The sequence below is a fragment of the Streptomyces odontomachicola genome, from assembly GCF_039605595.1.
In the GTDB taxonomy this organism is placed as follows: Bacteria; Actinomycetota; Actinomycetes; order Streptomycetales; family Streptomycetaceae; genus Streptomyces.
In genome coordinates this window covers 100,521-116,357 of sequence record NZ_JBCFOK010000009.1, presented here as the reverse complement: position 1 = coordinate 116,357, position 15,837 = coordinate 100,521, and the positions used below count along the sequence as shown (strand labels likewise).

The window sequence follows — 15,837 nt, the reverse complement described above, 5'->3', positions numbered from 1 at the left end:
TCCAGCCTCTCCGTTCGTCCGGTCCGTATCCGGTGTACGGCACGGCGGTGTGCTGCTCGGCATACGGTACCCGTCCGCTCACGCGGCTCAGCGGTGACCGGTGTCACCCCGCCATGGGCGGGAGAGCGGCCGCCGCGCCGAGCACCGTCACTGCTGTCGGTCGAGAACGGCCTCCATCACGTCCTTCGCGATCGGCGCGGCCAGCTTGCTGCCCGCGATCTCGCCGCGGGCCGTGTCCGAGCTCTCGATGACGACGGCGACGGCTACGGGAGAGGAGCCGTCCTCGCCCTTGGCGTACGACACGAACCACGCGTAGGGGTTCTCGCTGTTGTTCTCACCGTGCTGCGCGGTACCCGTCTTGCCCCCGACGGTGACGCCGGGAATCTGGGCCGTGGTTCCTGTGCCCTGCTTGACCACGGTCTCCATGGCCTCTTGCAGCTTCTGGGCGTTCTCGGACGAGACCGGCTCGCTGAGCGTCTGCGGCTTGGTCTGCTCGATGACGTTGAGGTTCGGCGCGACCAGCTTGTCGACCATGTACGGCTTCATCAGCTTGCCGTCGTTGGCCACCGCGGCGGGGAGCATCGCGATCTGGAGCGGGGTGGCCCTGTTGCTGGCCTGGCCGATGCCGGCCATCGCGTTCTGCGGGCGGTTGTCCTTGGGGTAGACGCTCTCCGCGGCGCGGACCGGGGTGTCCAGCTTCTTGTTGCCGTAGCCGAACTTCTCGGCCATCTTCTGCATCTCGGAGGCGCCGAGCTCGTCGCTCATCTTCGCGAACACGGTGTTGCACGACCACTGCATGGCCACCCGGATCGAGGCGTTCTGACAGGGGTGGTTGCCCTCGTTGCCGAGCGGCTGGGTGGAGTCGGGCAGCTTGAACGGGTCCGGCGAATCGGTCTTGGAGTCCAGGTCGTACTTGCCGCTCTCCAGCCCCGCGGCCGCGGTCACGATCTTGAAGGTGGAGCCGGGCGGGTAGGTCTGCCGCAGGGCCCGGTTGAGCATCGGGTCCTCGGGGTCCTGCTTCTTCTGGTACTTGCTCCAGCCCTTGGTGTCCTCCTCGCCGTTCCCCGCGAAGTCCGAGGGGTCGTACGAGGGGGAGTTGGCCAGCGCCAGGATGGCCCCGGTCTTCGGGTTGATCGCGGCGACCGCGCCCTTCTTGTCGCCCAGGCCCTCGTACGCCGCCTTCTGCGCCTTGGCGTTGAGGGTGGTGACGACGTTGCCGCCCTTCTGCGGCTTGCCGGTCAGCATGTCGATGGTGCGGTTGAAGAACAGCCGGTCGTCGTCGCCGGTGAGGATGCCGTCGTTCAGGGCTTCGAGCTGGGTCGCACCGAAGGCCTGGGACGCGTAGCCGGTGACCGGCGCCCACATCGGGCCGTCCTTGTAGGTGCGCTTGTACTTGAAGTCGCTGCTCTCGGTCTCCTTGGACCCGGTGATCGCCTTGCCGTCCACGATGATGTTGCCGCGCGGCTGCGAGTACCGGGTGATGGCGACCCTGCGGTTGTTCTCGTCGGTCTTGAGCTCGTCGGCGCGCACGAACTGGATCCAGTTGTCGCGGACGAGCAGGGCCAGCACAAGCAGCCCGCAGAAGATGGCGATCCGTCGGAGCGGCTTGTTCATCGGTCAGCACCTCGTGTGGAAACGAGCACGGGCAGCGTGGTCACGGTCTGACCACCTGCGTCATCTCGACATCGGGATTGGTCGCGGGTGCCGGTGCGGGACGCCGCGCGGTGTCGCTGATCTTCAACAGGATCGCGACCAGCGCCCAGTTGGCGACCACGGACGAACCGCCCTGTGCCATGAACGGGAGGGTCATGCCGGTGAGCGGGATGAGCCCCATCACGCCGCCGGCGACCAGGAAGACCTGCAGGCCCAGCGCCGAGGCGAGACCCACGGCGAGGAGCTTGCCGAAGGGGTCGCGGGCGGCCAGCGAGGTACGGATGCCGCGCTCGACGAGCAGTCCGTACACCAGCAGGATCGCCATCGAGCCGGCCAGGCCGAGCTCCTCGCCGATGGTGCCGAAGATGTAGTCGCTCTTCGCGGCGAAGCCGATCAGCCGGGAGTACCCCTGGCCGAGGCCCGAGCCCATGGTGCCGCCCGAGCCGAAGGCCCAGAGCGCCTGCATGGCCTGCTCGGAGTAGCCGACCATGCCCTGCTTGCTCTTCATGTACGTGGCCATCGGGTCGAGCCACGCGTCGATGCGCTGCTGCACGTGCGGCTCGAAGGTGGCGACGGCGACGGCTCCCGCGACCGAGAGCGTGAGGCCGAAGACGATCCAGCTGGTGCGCTCGGTGGCGACGTAGAGCATCACCACGAAGAGGCCGAAGAAGAGCAGCGAGGTGCCCAGGTCGGTCTCGAAGACGAGGATCATCAGGCTGAGCGCCCAGATCGCGAGGATCGGCCCGAGGTCGCGCCCGCGCGGGAGGTACATGCCCATGAAGCGGCGGCTGGCGAGCGCCAGCGCGTCCCGCTTCACCATGAGATATCCGGCGAAGAAGACCGCGAGGATGATCTTCGCGAACTCACCGGGCTGCAGCGAGCCGACGCCGGGGATGGTGATCCAGATCCGGGCGCCGTTCTTGGCCGGGAAGAAGACGGGGGCGACCAGCAGCACCAGGGCCACGAACATCGAGATGTACGTGTACCGCTGGAGCACGCGGTGGTCCTTGAGGAAGACCAGCACCGCCACGAACAGCGCCACCGCGAGCCCGGACCACATCAGCTGGGTCGGTGCAGCGGCGTCGCCGGTCTGCGGGGTGGTGATGGACGGCTCCAGGTCGAGCCGCCAGATGAAGACCAGGCCCATGCCGTTCAGCAGGGTCGCGATGGGCAGCATCAGCGGATCCGCGTACGGGGCCCAGCGGCGCACCACGAGGTGCGCGACGCCCGCGAGCAGGCCGAGGCCGAGGCCGTAGCCGAGCATGCCGGCGGGGATCTTGTCGTCCTTGGCGAGGCCGACGTTGGCGTAGGCGAACACCGGGATGAGTACCGCGAAGATCAGCATCGCGAGCTCGGTGTTGCGCCTGCTGGGCAGTCCGCCGGGGGAGACCGTGGTGTTGCTGCCGGTATTGGTGGTGCTGCTCATACCGCTTCGGAGCCCCCTAGAGCGCGGTGCACTGCTGGGCGAGGTCCTGCTCCCGGTCCGTCAGCTTGGGGACGGGTGTGGGAGAGCCGTTGCTCCGCTGAGTGCTGTCGTGGTCGCTGACGAAGGCGGCCTGCCCCGCCGTGGCGCTGCCGCCCGCCGACTGGCGCTGGGGGCTGCCGGAGGCGCCGCCGCCGGCCTGGTCGTGCTTCTTCTGCTCTTCCTTCTTCTTGGCCTCTTCGCGCTTCTTGAAGTCCTCGTACTGCTTGCGCTGCTCGGCCTTCTTGCAGGCGCCCGCCTGCTCCCCCAGCTCCTTGACCTTGTCCTGGGCCTCGGTGAGGTTCTTGGCCGCGATGGTCTCCTGCACCTGCTTGCGCTGGTAGACCGGCAGGTACTTCAGTTCGATGCTGGGGCTGTCCCGGTAGATCTCGTGCAGGCTGACACCGACCAGCTCCTGGTTGATGCCGCGGTACAGGGCGACGTTCTGCTTGTTCGTGCCCACGTAGTACTGCGACTGGGTCCAGGCGTAGCCGCCGTAGAGGCCGCCGCCGACCAGGGCCAGCGCCAGCACGATCCACAGCGATCTGCCGATCCAGGGGTTGCGGCGCCGGTGCGGCTTGGACAGGTCCTCATCCGCGTACCCCAGGCCGTATCCGCCGGGCGGCGGGACGTCGCCGCTCCCGGGCGGGCCGAAGCCCTCCTGCGGCACGCCGGCCGGCGCCTGCTGGGGCACCGACTGCCCGGCGCCGCGGCCGAGTTCGGCGGCGCGGGCCGCCGGGGTGGCCATGGCGCCGAGGCCGTCGCCGAGCCCGTTCTGCGACTCGGCGACCGCGCCGACCACGACGGGGGTGTCGTTGAGCCTGCCCGCGAGGGTGTCGTCGCCGTCCACGTCCACGACGTCGGCGACGATGCAGGTGATGTTGTCCGGGCCGCCGCCGCGCAGCGCGAGCTGGATCAGCTCCTGCACGGTCTCCTGCGGGCCCTGGTAGCTGCCGAGGGCTTCCTCGATGGTCTGCTGGCTGACGACCGTGGGCAGACCGTCGGAGCACAGCAAGTACCGGTCGCCCGCGCGTACTTCGCGGATCGACAGGTCGGGCTCCACGTGGTCGCCGCTGCCCAGCGCGCGCATCAGGAGGGAGCGCTGCGGGTGGGTGGTCGCCTCCTCCTCGGTGATCCGGCCCTCGTCCACGAGCCGCTGCACCCAGGTGTGGTCCTGCGTGATCTGGGTGAGCTGCCCGTCGCGGAGGAGGTAGGCGCGGGAGTCGCCGACGTGTACGAGGCCGAGGCGCTGGCCCGTCCACAGCAGGGCGGTGAGCGTGGTGCCCATGCCCTCAAGCTGGGGGTCCTCCTCGACCATGACGCGAAGCTGCTCGTTGGCGCGGGTCACGGCGTCGCCGAGCGAGGTGAGGATGTCCGAGCCCGGGATGTCCTCGTCGAGCTGGACGATCGTGGAGATCACCTCGGAGCTGGCGACCTCGCCGGCCGCCTGTCCCCCCATGCCGTCGGCCACGGCGAGCAGCCGCGGGCCCGCGTAGCCGGAGTCCTCGTTGTGCTCGCGGATCATGCCGTCGTGTGATCCGGCCGCGAAGCGCAGTGACAGACTCATGCGCACCTCGCCTGTCGGCTCCGGGTACATCCGCACGATGCCCACCCTCCGGTCGTCATGTCTGTAACTACTTCCGCAGCTCGATGACCGTCTTGCCGATGCGGATCGGCTCTCCGGGCGGGATCGGCGTCGGTGTGGTGAGTCGGTTCCTGCCCAGGTACGTGCCGTTGGTGGACCCGAGGTCCTCGACGATCCACTGGCCGTCACGGTCCGGGTAGATCCTGGCATGCCTGCTGGAGGCGTAGTCGTCGTCCAGCACGATGGTGGAGTCGTGGGCGCGGCCCAGGGAGATCGTCTGTCCCTGGAGCGCGACCGTGGTCCCGGTCAGCGAACCCTCGCTCACCACCAGCTTGGTGGGGGCGTTGCGCCCGCCGCCCCCGCGGCCGCCGCGGCGGCCCGAGGACTGCTGCTGGCGCTGCGGCTGCTGCCGCTGCTGGGGACGCTGTCCCTCGCCGCGGCGCGCAGCACGCTGCGTGACCCGCGTGCCGAACAGGTCGCTCCTGATGACCTGAACGGCCACGATGACGAACAGCCACAGTACGGCGAGAAAGCCCAGCCGCATGACCGTCAGGGTCAGCTCTGACATTGCCCCCGCTTCACCCTTCGGCTTGCCGGTAAATGATCGTGGTGCTGCCCACGACGATGCGTGAGCCGTCGCGGAGCGTAGCGCGCGTGGTGTGCTGTCCGTCCACCACGATGCCGTTCGTCGACCCGAGGTCCTGAACGGAGGCGGGACTGCCCGCGCGGATCTCGCAGTGGCGCCGGGAGACGCCGGGGTCGTCGATGCGCACGTCCGCCTCGGTGCTGCGCCCCAGCACCAGCGTCGATCCGGAGATCTGGTGGCGGGCGCCGTTGATCTCGACCCAGCGCCGCGTCTCGGCCTGCGGGAGCGCCCCTCCCGCGCCGGCGCCGGCGCCCGGTGCGTAGCCCGGGGGCGGGGGCGCCGAGGCGGGGGGCGGCGGATATCCGCCCGGCGCCTGCTGGCCTCCGGCCTGGCCGCGCTGCGGCTGCTGTGAACTGCTGCTGCTCGATGCGAGGGTGCGGCTGCGGACCCGGTACAGCCCGGTGTCGAGATCCTCGGCCTTCTCCAGGTGGACCTTGATGGGGCCCATGAAGGTGTAGCGCTGCTGCTTGGCGTATTCGCGGACCATCCCCGCCAGCTCGTCACCGAGCTGCCCGGAGTACGGGCTGAGGCGCTCGTAGTCGGGCGCGCTCAGCTCGACGATGAAGTCGTTGGGCACGACGGTCCGCTCGCGGTTCCAGATGGTCGCGTTGTTGTCGCATTCGCGCTGGAGGGCCCCCGCGATCTCCACGGGCTGCACTTCCGACTTGAACACCTTCGCGAAGGTGCCGTTGACGAGACCCTCGAGTCGCTGCTCGAAGCGCTTCAGAACTCCCACGGTGCACCTCCTTCCCAGATGCCGTCGCCTCTAGTGCGGCTCCCAGTGTCGCTTGGGCGCGCGCGAGCCGCCCTGCGGTACTGCTTACTGATCGTATCCACGCGCGGGGAAATCGGCTGGTTCCCCGAGGGGGCCGGGTGCTTGGAGTGTCACCCCTCACACCGGCACGTTTCGCCGGACCACCCTCGCATGGATCGTAGGGGGCTGTGGCCAGTGTCTCGCAGAGCGCTGAGCAAACGGATGTGAAGCCACCCCCGGCAGCGTGCTACTGTTTTCGACGTCGGCAAGGGAACGGCCCGCCAGGGCAGGGACTAGGCGACACACCCAATGCGCGGGTGGCGGAATAGGCAGACGCGCTGGATTCAGGTTCCAGTGTCCGAAAGGACGTGGGGGTTCAACTCCCCCCTCGCGCACCACAGAAAAGGTGCCCCTCCTCGGAGGGGCACCTTTTTTGCGTTGTCCGAAAGTGCTCGGAGCCCGGCCGGGGCGGGGGCCCATCTGCGGCGGTGTGGCCGGGAGTTGGGCCCCGCGGCGCCCGAGCTGCCCCGATTGCGGCCCCGGTGCGGTCCCGGGGTGGCCCCGCGCATGGTGGGCCCGGGGTGAGCCGTACCACAGCGGGGGCCGCCGGGGGCTCAGGCCGCGGCGCGGGTCGCGAGGGACTTGGCGCGGGCCTCCGCCTGCTCGTGCGCCTGGGCGCGAGAGGCCCGGGACTGCTCTATGAGGGACTCCATGCCGGGGGTGCTGGGGGCCAGGGTGAGCTCCGGCACGATGAAGTGGACGTCCAGGCCCATGCCGCCCTCGCCGAGCACCTTGGCCAGGTAGCTCTGGGCGAATTCGAAGCTCTCGCGCGGGGTGCCGGCCGCGTAGCCGCCGCCGCGGCTGGTGATCACGGTGGCCGGGGTGCCCGCGACGCTCGTCTGCCCGCCCATGGTGCGGCCCATGAGGATCACCTGGTCCAGCCACGCCTTGAGGGTGGAGGGGATCGAGAAGTTGTACATGGGGGCGCCGATCAGCACCGCGTCGGCCTCCTCCAGCTCCCTGGCCAGCTCGTCGCGGAGCTTGAAGGCCTCGGCCTGCTCCGGGGTGTGCTGCTCGGCCGGGGCGAAGCCCGCTGCGGCGGCCGTGCCGTCCAGGTGGGGCAGCGGGTCGGCGGCCAGGTCCCGGTAGATCACCGTGCCCTCGGGGTGCTCGGCCTCCCAGGCGGCGCGGAACGAGGCGGCGACGTCGCGGGATGCCGAGCCCTCGCGGGACCAGACGGAAGAGTCGATGTGCAGCAGCGTGGCCATGCGGGGTCACTCCAGATCTGTCGTTTCCACGGGGGCGGAGGCTCCCGGGGGCCGTAACTCGGCTTCGTACCTATTGATAACACAGCTACTTACTTTTTTGCACCCCCTTGTCTCGCCGCAGTACCCTGGGGGCATGGCTGAGGAGCGGGCAGGGACGCGGGAGAGCGCGGAGGCCGCCGGGGCGTGTACGGAGCCCGAGGGCGGGATCACGCGGGTCTTCCAGCTGCTGGGCAAGCGCTGGACGGGGCTGATCCTGGCGGCCCTGATGAACGGCCCCGGGCACTTCGCCGAGCTGCGCAGGGCGACCCCGGGGATCAGCGAGCGGATGCTCTCGGACCGGCTGACCGAGCTGACCGAGCTCGGGCTCGTCGTGCGCTCCGTGGAGGAGGGGCCGCCGCTGCGGGTGCGCTACCGGCTCACCGAGGCCGGGCAGGCGCTGAAGCCCGCGATGGGGGAGCTGGCGCGCTGGGCCGGCACGTATCTGCCGGACGAGGGGCGGGGCTGCCCCTCGGAGTTCCGCGGCTGACCCGGCTGAGCGGTCCTCGGCGGCCGACCGCTCCTCCTCGGAGTGCGCCAGGGCGCCGTACGGGGTCTCGTACCCGAACGGGACGGCGCCGCCCGGGAGTTCCGGCTCCTGCGGGGTGCCGGTAGCGTCGGTGCGCCGGTGGCGGAGAGGCCGGTACCGGGGACGGGGAGGGCGCCGTGGGACGCATTCCGTACGTGGAGGGCTTCGCGCCCTGGCCGCCGCAGGGCTCGGCGAAGCGCGCGGGCAAGGCGCTGCGCGGGTCGGTGCCGCGTGAGGGGCACGCGCGGCTGGAGCCCGGTGAGGCGCGGCCGAGCGCCGTGGAGGCCGTGGAGGGGGGCAACGCGGGGCGGCTGCCCGAGCTGACGCCGATACGGGTGGGGCGGATGGCGGCGAGCCCCTTCGCGTTCCTCCGTGGTTCGGCCGGGCTCATGGCGTACGACCTGGCGCACGGCACCCCGGCGACCGGGATCGGGGCGCAGCTGTGCGGGGACGCGCACGCGGGGAACTTCGGGCTGTACGGGGACGCGCGGGGCGAGGTCGTCATCGACCTCAACGACTTCGACGAGACGGCGTACGGGCCCTGGGAGTGGGACCTGAAGCGGCTGGTCGCCTCGCTGGTGCTGGCCGGGCGCGAGGCCGGGGCCGGCGAGGACGCGTGCCGGGAGGCGGCGCGGGACGCGGCGGGCGCATACCGCAGGACGATGCGGCTGCTGGCGAAGATGCCGGCGGCCGACGCGTGGAACGCCATCGCCGACGAGGAGCTGGTCTCGCACACCGACGCGCGCGATCTGCTGGGCACCCTGGAGAAGGTCGGCGCGAAGGCGCGGCGGAACACCAGCGCGCGGTTCGCGGCGAAGGCGACGGAGGAACTGCCCGACGGGTCGCGGGTGTTCACGGACGCGCCGCCGGTGCTGCGCAGGGTGCGGGACAAGGAGGCGGCGGCGGTCGCGGCCTCGCTGGGCGCCGGTCCCGGCGGCTATCTGGACTCGCTGCAGCCCGACCGGCATCCGCTGCTGGCCAGGTACGCGATCCACGACGTGGCCTTCAGGATCGTGGGCACCGGCAGCGTCGGCACGCGCTCGTACGTGGTGCTGCTGCTCGATCACCGGGGTGAGCCGCTGGTGCTCCAGGTGAAGGAGGTGCGGCCCTCGGTGCTGCGGCCGTGGCTGGCGGCGGCGGGGTACAAGGTGCCGGAGGTCGCGCACGAGGGGCGCAGGGTGGTGCTCGGCCAGAAGGCGGTGCAGGTCGTCTCGGACATCCTGCTCGGCTGGACGAGCGTGGACGGACGGCCCTTCCAGGTACGGCAGTTCAGGAACCGGAAGGGCAGTGTGGACCCGGCTGAGCTGGCCGCGGACCAGCTCGACGACTACGGGCGGATGACCGGCGCGCTGCTGGCGCGCGCCCATGCGCACTCGGCGGATCCGCGTACGGTCGCCGGGTACTGCGGCAAGAGCGAGGAGCTGGACGGGGCGCTGGCCGCCTTCGCCGTGCGGTACGCGGACCGTACCGAGGAGGACCACGCGGAGCTGGTGCGGGCGGTGCGCTCGGGGCGCATCGCGGCGGAGGAAGGGGTGTGAGCCGCACCCCTTAGGGTTGGCCCGATGAACGCGAATCCGGAAGCGGAGCAGGACCGGCCGGACGGCGGCGGCGCCGGCGAGAAGGCTTCGGGCGCCGCCGGGGGCGAGGGCGTGGACACCGAGCGTCTGGCGGAGGCCGTGCGGGCCGCCGAGCAGGCGCTGATCGAGTTCGAGATCGCGGTGGAGACCTTCCGGGTGGAGGCGGAGAACTTCTCCCGGCTGCACCACCAGCGGCTCGGCCCCATGTACGCGCGGCTCGACGAGCTGGACGCGCAGATCGCCGAGGCGGTCGCGGCGCGCACCGGCGACCCCGAGGACGCGCGCAAGGCCGGTGAGCTGCGCGCTGCGGTGCTGCCGATGCCCGGTGTCGAGGAGCTGTTCCACGGGTGGATGGACTCCGAGGGCATGCCGCCGGAGGCCACCGCGATGCTGAACGACCAGCCGGTGCAGCCCCCGAAGCGGGTGCGCCCCTCCGAGGAGGTCCGCAAGGCGTACCGGGAGCTGGTCCGCAAGGCGCACCCCGACCTGGCGCGGGACGACGCGGAGCGGGAGCGCCGCGAGGAGTTCATGACCCGGGTCAACAGGGCGTACGCGGAGGGGAACGCGGAGTCCCTCGCCCAGCTCGCCGAGGAGTGGGAGGCGGGTCCCCCGCACCCGGCGATGGAGCAGCTCCGCCAGGCCGAGGAGCTGTACGCGCGGCTCGAATGGCTGGCCCAGCGCAAGGAGATGCTGGCGCAGATGGTCTCCGAGCTGGAGGAGAGCGCCATCGGCAAGATGCTGCGGATGGCGCCCGAGGACCCCGACGGGCTGCTCGACGAGATCGCCGAGCAGCTCATCGAGCAGGTGCAGGAGCGCGAGGAGCAGCTCGCGAAGCTGCTGGCGCTGGGCACGCCCGGCGCGGACGGCGCGGAGAAGTGAGCGGCCGCGGTCACGCGGCGGGAAAGGCGAGTCGATGATGTCGTTCGGTCAGGTGCCCCAGGTGGCGGCCGCGGATGTGCCCGCTGACGGGCTGCTGTTGGACGTGCGCGAGGACGACGAGTGGGTGGCGGGCCACGCCGAGGGCGCGCTGCACATTCCGATGAGCGAGTTCGTCGGGCGTTTCGGTGAGCTCACCGAGCGCGCGGGCGAGAGCGAGCGCGTGTACGTGGTGTGCCGGGTCGGCGGCAGGTCGGCCCAGGTCGCGCAGTACCTGATCCAGCAGGGCGTGGACGCGGTCAACGTCGACGGCGGCATGCAGGCGTGGGAGGGCGCGGGACGCCCGCTGACGGCGGACGGCACGGACGTCCCGTACGTGGCGTAACGCCGACTCCCCCGCTGCTCAGGCCGGCTGCCGGGCCGCGAGCAGGTCGCCGAGCGCCTCCTCGTGTGCGCCCGCCGGGCCCAGGGACAGCTCCAGGTGCTTGGCCCACGCGTGGAAGCGGTGCAGCGCGTAGTCGGTGTCGGCGCCGAATCCGCCGTGCAGGTGCTGGGCGGTCTGCACCACGCGCCGCACCCCTTCGGACGCCCAGATCTTGGCGACCGCCACGTCCACGGGGTCGAGCCGCCAGGCGCCCTGCCACAGGGTCGCCTCCATCGCGCGCAGGTCGGTGTAGCGGTCCGCCGCCTGCACCGCGACCGCCTGGAAGGTGGCCAGCGGGTGCCCGAACTGCTCGCGCCTGCTGGTGTATTCGCCGGTCATGCTCAGCACCTGCTCCCCCAGCCCGAGGGAGAGCGCGCAGGTGCCGACGGTGAGCAGCGCGCGCAGCCGGTCCACGGCACCGGCGTCCCGCAGGAGTTCGCTCTCCGGCACCCGTACGGAGTCGAAGCGCAGCTCCGCGAAGCGCTCGCCCGTCGTGGAGACCTGCTCGGCGAGGCCGACGCCCTCCGCCTTCGGATCGAGCAGCGCGAGCGCGGTCGCGCCCTCGCCGGTGTGCACGGGTACGAGGACGAGGTCGGCGGTCTGCGCCCAGGGGACCAGGGTCTGCACGCCGTCCAGTACGAGGTCGGAGCCGCTGCCCGTGCCGCCGGCCGAGGGCCGTGCGGTGACGGCGAGTTCGGCCGGGTCGTGTCCGGTGCGCCCGTGTGCCGCGGCGGTCACGGCCAGCTCGCCGCGTACGAGGGGCGGGAGGTGCGCCGCGCGCTGCTCCTCGGTCCCGTACTCCTGGAGCACCAGGGCGGCTGCGCCCGTCTCCAGCAGGGGTACGCGGGCGAGCACCCGGCCCGCCTCGCGCAGCACCAGGCAGAGCGCGACCGTGTCCAGGCCCGAGCCGCCGTGCTCGGGGCCCGCCCACAGGCCGAGCAGGTCGGCGTCGGCCAGCTTGCGCCACAGGGCCCGGTCGAAGTCGCCGGCGACCGGGCCGTGGGTGAGCGCGGGGCTGGGGACGCCGTCCGGCGCGGTGTCCGACAGGACGGCGCGCGCCGCCTCGGCGGCCGCCTGCTGTTCCTCGGTGAAGGTGAAGTCCACTGCTCGCCCCTCCGGTTGCCGCGTACCGCGTGCGGTTCCGACATGTCTGACGGGGCGTCAGGTTAGGGCGCGCCGCCGCCGAAGTCCACAGCGCCGTCGGGCTGTACGGGGAGTCGTACGGGAGCCGCACGAGAGTCGTACGGGGAGGCTCAGGCGTCGAAGTCCACCGTGACGGCCGGGGTCACCGGGTGCGACTGGCAGGCCAGCACGTATCCGGCGTCGACCTCCTCGGGCTCCAGCGCGTAGTTGCGGTCCATCCGCACCTCGCCGTCCAGCAGCCGTACCCGGCAGGTGCCGCACACGCCGCCCTTGCACGCGAACGGGGCGTCGGCGCGGTGCCGCAGCACCGTCTCCAGCACCGATTCGCCGTCCTGGACGGGCCAGTTGCCCGAGCGCCCGTCGAGGGTGGCGGTGACGGTCGCCGAGTCCGGGGTGTCCACGGGGGCGCTCGGCTCCCGCGGCAGCTCCTCCGCGTGGAAGATCTCCTGGTGGATGCGGGAGCGGGGGACACCGAGCCCGCGCAGCGCGCGCGAGGCGCCCTCGACCAGACCGAGCGGGCCGCACAGGAACCAGCCGTCCACCGACTCCGGCTCCGGCAGCAGCGCGGGGAGCAGCGCGGACAGCCGCTCCTCGTCGAGCCGGCCTGAGGGCAGGCCGCTCTGCTGCTCCTCCCGCGACAGCGCGGTGACGAGCTGGAAGCGGTCGGGGAAGCGGTCCTTCAGGTCGGCGACCTCGTCCAGGAACATCGTGGAGGCCGCCGTGCGGTCCCCGCGCAGCAGACAGAACCGCGCCTCCGGCTCCCCGAGCAGCAGCGTCGAGGCGATGGACAGCACCGGCGTGATGCCGCTGCCGCCGACCACGGCCGCGTACCGCCCGGCACGCGGCTTCAGCACGAACCTGCCGGTGGGCGGCAGGACTTCGAGCAGGTCGCCCGGCGCCATCTCCTTGACCGCGTACGTGGAGAAGGCACCGCCCTCCACCCGCCTGATGCCGATCCGCAGCCGCGCGGGCTCCGGGCTCGCCGGGTCGCAGAGCGAGTAGGTGCGCCGTACGCCCGCGCCGTCCTCGCCGGGGCGGCGCAGCGCGATGTGCTGGCCGGGCTCGTACCCGTACGCGGCGCGCAGCTCGGGCGGCACGTCGAGGGTGACGGCGACCGCGTCGTCCGTCAGGCGCTCGACCGCGGCGACGCGCAGCGTGTGGAACGTGGGCAGACGGTGTTCAGCGGGGGGTCCCGTGGGGGCCGAACTCACCGGCGCTCACACCTCCTTGAAGTGGTCGAAGGGCTCGCCGCAGGAGGTGCAGCGGCGCAGTGCCTTGCAGGCGGTGGAGGAGAAGCGGCTGAGGAGTTCGGTGCTCGCCGAGCCGCAGTGCGGGCAGCGCACGCCGAGCGCGACCGGCACGGGGCCTGCGTCCTCTCGTGCGCGCGGCGGAGCGATGCCGAACTCCGCGAGCTTGCGGCGGCCCTCGGGCGTGATGTCCTCGGTCGACCAGGGCGGGGTGAGCACGGTGCGCACGGTGACCTCGGCGGCGCCGCGTTCGCGCAGGGCCCGCTCGATGTCGGTGACCATGGTCTCGATGGCGGGGCAGCCGGTGTAGGTGGGCGTGAGGTCCACCTCCACGCGGCCCGGCGCGGTCTCGCGCACGTCCCGCAGCACGCCGAGCTCGGCCAGCGAGACCGCGGGCAGCTCGGGGTCGGGCACCGCGCCGGCCGCGGCGCGCAGCTCCTCCAGGGCCGGCGCGGTCACCACGACGCCCCCGGGTGGCTGCGGTGCAGGTGCTGCATCTCGGCGAGCATCCGCCCGAAGGACTCGGTGTGCAGGCCCTCCCGCCCGGCGCCCGCCTTCCACGCGCCGTGCCGCGAGCCCTCGGGAACGGTGAGGGTCGCGCGCTCCAGCACGCCGGTGACGGCGGTCAGCCAGCGCGCGTCCATGTCCTGCCACGTGGCGTCTTCGAGGCCGAGGCCGTCCAGCGGGCGGAAGGGCTCGCCGGTGTAGCGCCACAGCGCGTCCACCGCGCGCTGCGCCCGCGCGCGGCTCTCCTCCGTGCCGTCGCCGAGGCGCAGCGTCCAGTGCTCGGCGTGATCGCGGTGGTACGCCACCTCGTGCAGGGCCTTGGTGGCCAGCGGGCCGACCGATGAGGTGGCCGAGGAGTGCTCCAGCGCGGCGAGTTCGCTGTACAGCAGCTCCTGGTACGTGGAGAAGAAGAGCTGGCGCAGCATGGTGTGCGCGAAGTCGCCGTTCGGCTGCTCGGCCAACTGGCAGTTGCGGAAGGCCCGTTCCTCGCGCAGATACGCCAGCTCGTCCTCGGTGCCGTGCTCGCTCAGCCCCGCGTAGAGCGCGCGGGCCTGGCCGAGGAGGTCCAGCGCGATGTTGGCGAGGGCCAGCTCCTCCTCGAGTACGGGGGCGTGGCCCGCCCATTCGGCGAGCCGGTGGGAGAGGACCAGGGCGTCGTCGGCGAGGGCGAGTTCGGGTGCGAGCCCGAGCGCGGTGGTGTCCGTGCTGGTCACAGGTTCTGCACCCCCTCGGGGACCTCGTAGAAGGTGGGATGGCGGTACGGCTTGTCGGCCGCGGGCTCGAAGAAGGGGTCCTTCTCGTCCGGCGAGGAGGCGGTGATCCGCTCGGCCGGTACCACCCAGATCGAGACGCCCTCGGAGCGCCGGGTGTAGAGGTCGCGCGCGTTGCGCAGGGCCATCTCGGCGTCCGGCGCGTGCAGGCTGCCGGCGTGGGTGTGGGAGAGCCCGCGCCTGCTGCGGACGAAGACCTCCCACAGGGGCCAGTCGGTGCGCTCGCTCATCGCCGTTCCTCCGTCCCGTGCCCGGCTCCGGGCCTGTCCCCGTGCTTCGCGGCGTACGCCGCTGCCGCCTCCCGCACCCAGGCGCCCTCCTCGTGGGCGCGCCTGCGCTGGGTCATGCGCTGCTCGTTGCAGGGCCCGTTGCCCTTCAGCACCGCCTGGAACTCGCTCCAGTCGATCTCCCCGAAGTCCCAGTGCCCGCGCTCCTCGTTCCAGGTCAGGTCGGGGTCGGGCAGGGTGAGCCCGAGCGCCTCGGCCTGCGGCACGCAGATGTCGACGAAGCGCTGGCGCAGTTCGTCGTTGGTGTGCCGCTTGATGCGCCAGGCCATCGACTGCGCGCTGTGCGGCGACTCACCGTCGGGCGGGCCGAACATCATGAGCGAGGGCCACCACCAGCGGTCCACCGCGTCCTGCGCCATGGCCTTCTGCTCGTCCGTGCCGCGCGCGAGCTCCAGCAGCAGCTCGTACCCCTGGCGCTGGTGGAAGGACTCCTCCTTGCAGATCCGCACCATGGCCCGCGCGTAGGGGCCGTACGAGCAGCGGCACAGCGGCACCTGGTTGGTGATCGCGGCGCCGTCCACCAGCCAGCCGATGGCTCCGACGTCCGCCCAGGTCAGGGTGGGGTAGTTGAAGATCGAGCTGTACTTCTGGCGGCCCGTGTGCAGCTTGTCCAGGAGCTCGTCGCGGCCCGTGCCCAGGGTCTCGGCCGCGCTGTAGAGATACAGCCCGTGCCCGGCCTCGTCCTGCACCTTGGCGATCAGGATGGCCTTGCGGCGCAGCGAGGGGGCGCGGGTGATCCAGTTCGCCTCCGGCTGCATGCCGATGATCTCGGAGTGCGCGTGCTGGGCGATCTGCCGCACGAGGGAGGCCCGGTACGCGTCCGGCATCCAGTCGCGCGGCTCGATCCGCTCCTCCGCCGCGACCGCCGCGTCGAAGGCCGCCTCCAGGGCCGCCGTGTCCCCCGGTTCTGGCCCGGCCCCGCCGTTCTCCGCCGTGCGCTGCTCCGTCGCCTGCCGCACCGCCGTCATCGCCACCCCTCGCTCCCGATCCCGCGCCGCCACCAACCGACCGATCGTTCGGTTCAATGGTCGGCTGAGCTCCCACGGGGTGTCAAGGCTGGAATAGCCTCAGGG

General features: G+C 72.0%; 16 protein-coding genes and 1 tRNA gene. 5 read left to right on the top strand and 12 right to left on the bottom strand.

Annotated features, from left to right (window positions below):
* Positions 1 to 147: 147 nt before the first annotated feature.
* From ABEE00_RS18290 to ABEE00_RS18270, 5 genes are all read right to left on the bottom strand, one after another.
* Entirely contained in the window at positions 148 to 1,614 is a 1,467-nt protein-coding gene (locus ABEE00_RS18290) for a peptidoglycan D,D-transpeptidase FtsI family protein (protein ID WP_345746596.1), read from the bottom strand.
* Between the two features lie 40 nt (positions 1,615 to 1,654).
* A complete protein-coding gene (locus ABEE00_RS18285; protein WP_345746595.1) occupies positions 1,655 to 3,079 on the bottom strand; it encodes an FtsW/RodA/SpoVE family cell cycle protein in 1,425 nt (474 codons plus the stop codon).
* A 16-nt stretch (positions 3,080 to 3,095) separates the two neighbouring features.
* Positions 3,096 to 4,682: a Stp1/IreP family PP2C-type Ser/Thr phosphatase gene (locus ABEE00_RS18280; RefSeq protein ID WP_451918612.1), complete on the bottom strand. Its 1,587-nt coding sequence runs from the start codon at positions 4,680 to 4,682 to the stop codon at positions 3,096 to 3,098.
* Positions 4,683 to 4,749: 67 nt separating this feature from the next.
* A complete protein-coding gene (locus ABEE00_RS18275; RefSeq protein ID WP_345746593.1) occupies positions 4,750 to 5,268 on the bottom strand; it encodes an FHA domain-containing protein FhaB/FipA in 519 nt (172 codons plus the stop codon).
* Between the two features lie 10 nt (positions 5,269 to 5,278).
* Positions 5,279 to 6,082, bottom strand: coding sequence for a DUF3662 and FHA domain-containing protein (locus ABEE00_RS18270; protein WP_345746592.1), 804 nt, complete (start codon positions 6,080 to 6,082; stop codon positions 5,279 to 5,281).
* A gap of 329 nt (positions 6,083 to 6,411) precedes the next feature.
* Here ABEE00_RS18270 and ABEE00_RS18265 point away from each other — a divergent pair.
* Positions 6,412 to 6,498: transfer RNA gene (locus ABEE00_RS18265), tRNA-Leu, on the top strand.
* 216 nt (positions 6,499 to 6,714) lie between these two features.
* On the opposite strand, the gene ABEE00_RS18260 is transcribed toward ABEE00_RS18265, so the two are convergent.
* Positions 6,715 to 7,368 (bottom strand): FMN-dependent NADH-azoreductase, encoded by a 654-nt coding sequence (locus ABEE00_RS18260; RefSeq protein ID WP_345746591.1) that lies wholly within the window; start codon positions 7,366 to 7,368, stop codon positions 6,715 to 6,717.
* Positions 7,369 to 7,501: 133 nt separating this feature from the next.
* Between ABEE00_RS18260 and ABEE00_RS18255 the strand changes: the two genes are divergently transcribed.
* From ABEE00_RS18255 to ABEE00_RS18240, 4 genes are all read left to right on the top strand, one after another.
* Positions 7,502 to 7,894 (top strand): winged helix-turn-helix transcriptional regulator, encoded by a 393-nt coding sequence (locus tag ABEE00_RS18255; protein ID WP_345746590.1) that lies wholly within the window; start codon positions 7,502 to 7,504, stop codon positions 7,892 to 7,894.
* A gap of 176 nt (positions 7,895 to 8,070) precedes the next feature.
* Positions 8,071 to 9,471: a DUF2252 domain-containing protein gene (locus ABEE00_RS18250; protein ID WP_345746589.1), complete on the top strand. Its 1,401-nt coding sequence runs from the start codon at positions 8,071 to 8,073 to the stop codon at positions 9,469 to 9,471.
* A gap of 24 nt (positions 9,472 to 9,495) precedes the next feature.
* A complete protein-coding gene (locus ABEE00_RS18245; protein ID WP_345746588.1) occupies positions 9,496 to 10,389 on the top strand; it encodes a J domain-containing protein in 894 nt (297 codons plus the stop codon).
* Between the two features lie 37 nt (positions 10,390 to 10,426).
* The gene (locus tag ABEE00_RS18240) at positions 10,427 to 10,771 is read left to right on the top strand and encodes a rhodanese-like domain-containing protein (RefSeq protein ID WP_345746762.1); all 345 of its coding nucleotides are present in this window, start codon (positions 10,427 to 10,429) and stop codon (positions 10,769 to 10,771) included.
* Positions 10,772 to 10,789: 18 nt separating this feature from the next.
* Here ABEE00_RS18240 and ABEE00_RS18235 read toward each other — a convergent pair whose 3' ends face one another.
* From ABEE00_RS18235 to paaA, 6 genes are all read right to left on the bottom strand, one after another.
* Positions 10,790 to 11,914 carry an acyl-CoA dehydrogenase family protein gene (locus tag ABEE00_RS18235; protein ID WP_345746587.1) on the bottom strand — a complete coding sequence of 375 codons (1,125 nt, stop codon included), beginning with the start codon at positions 11,912 to 11,914 and terminating at the stop codon, positions 10,790 to 10,792.
* Between the two features lie 149 nt (positions 11,915 to 12,063).
* Entirely contained in the window at positions 12,064 to 13,125 is a 1,062-nt protein-coding gene (locus tag ABEE00_RS18230; protein ID WP_345746761.1) for a 2Fe-2S iron-sulfur cluster-binding protein, read from the bottom strand.
* Positions 13,126 to 13,170: 45 nt separating this feature from the next.
* Positions 13,171 to 13,662, bottom strand: a complete 492-nt coding sequence (paaD, locus tag ABEE00_RS18225) for a 1,2-phenylacetyl-CoA epoxidase subunit PaaD (RefSeq protein ID WP_345746586.1) — start codon at positions 13,660 to 13,662, stop codon at positions 13,171 to 13,173.
* Positions 13,656 to 14,420, bottom strand: a complete 765-nt coding sequence (gene paaC / locus ABEE00_RS18220; RefSeq protein WP_345746585.1) for a 1,2-phenylacetyl-CoA epoxidase subunit PaaC — start codon at positions 14,418 to 14,420, stop codon at positions 13,656 to 13,658. The genes paaD and paaC overlap by 7 nt, the downstream gene beginning before the upstream one ends.
* Positions 14,417 to 14,707 (bottom strand): 1,2-phenylacetyl-CoA epoxidase subunit PaaB, encoded by a 291-nt coding sequence (gene paaB / locus ABEE00_RS18215; protein ID WP_345746584.1) that lies wholly within the window; start codon positions 14,705 to 14,707, stop codon positions 14,417 to 14,419. Before paaB ends, paaC begins: the two co-directional genes overlap by 4 nt.
* Positions 14,704 to 15,732 (bottom strand): 1,2-phenylacetyl-CoA epoxidase subunit PaaA, encoded by a 1,029-nt coding sequence (paaA, locus tag ABEE00_RS18210; protein ID WP_345746583.1) that lies wholly within the window; start codon positions 15,730 to 15,732, stop codon positions 14,704 to 14,706. The genes paaB and paaA overlap by 4 nt, the downstream gene beginning before the upstream one ends.
* Between the last annotated feature and the right edge of the window lie 105 nt (positions 15,733 to 15,837).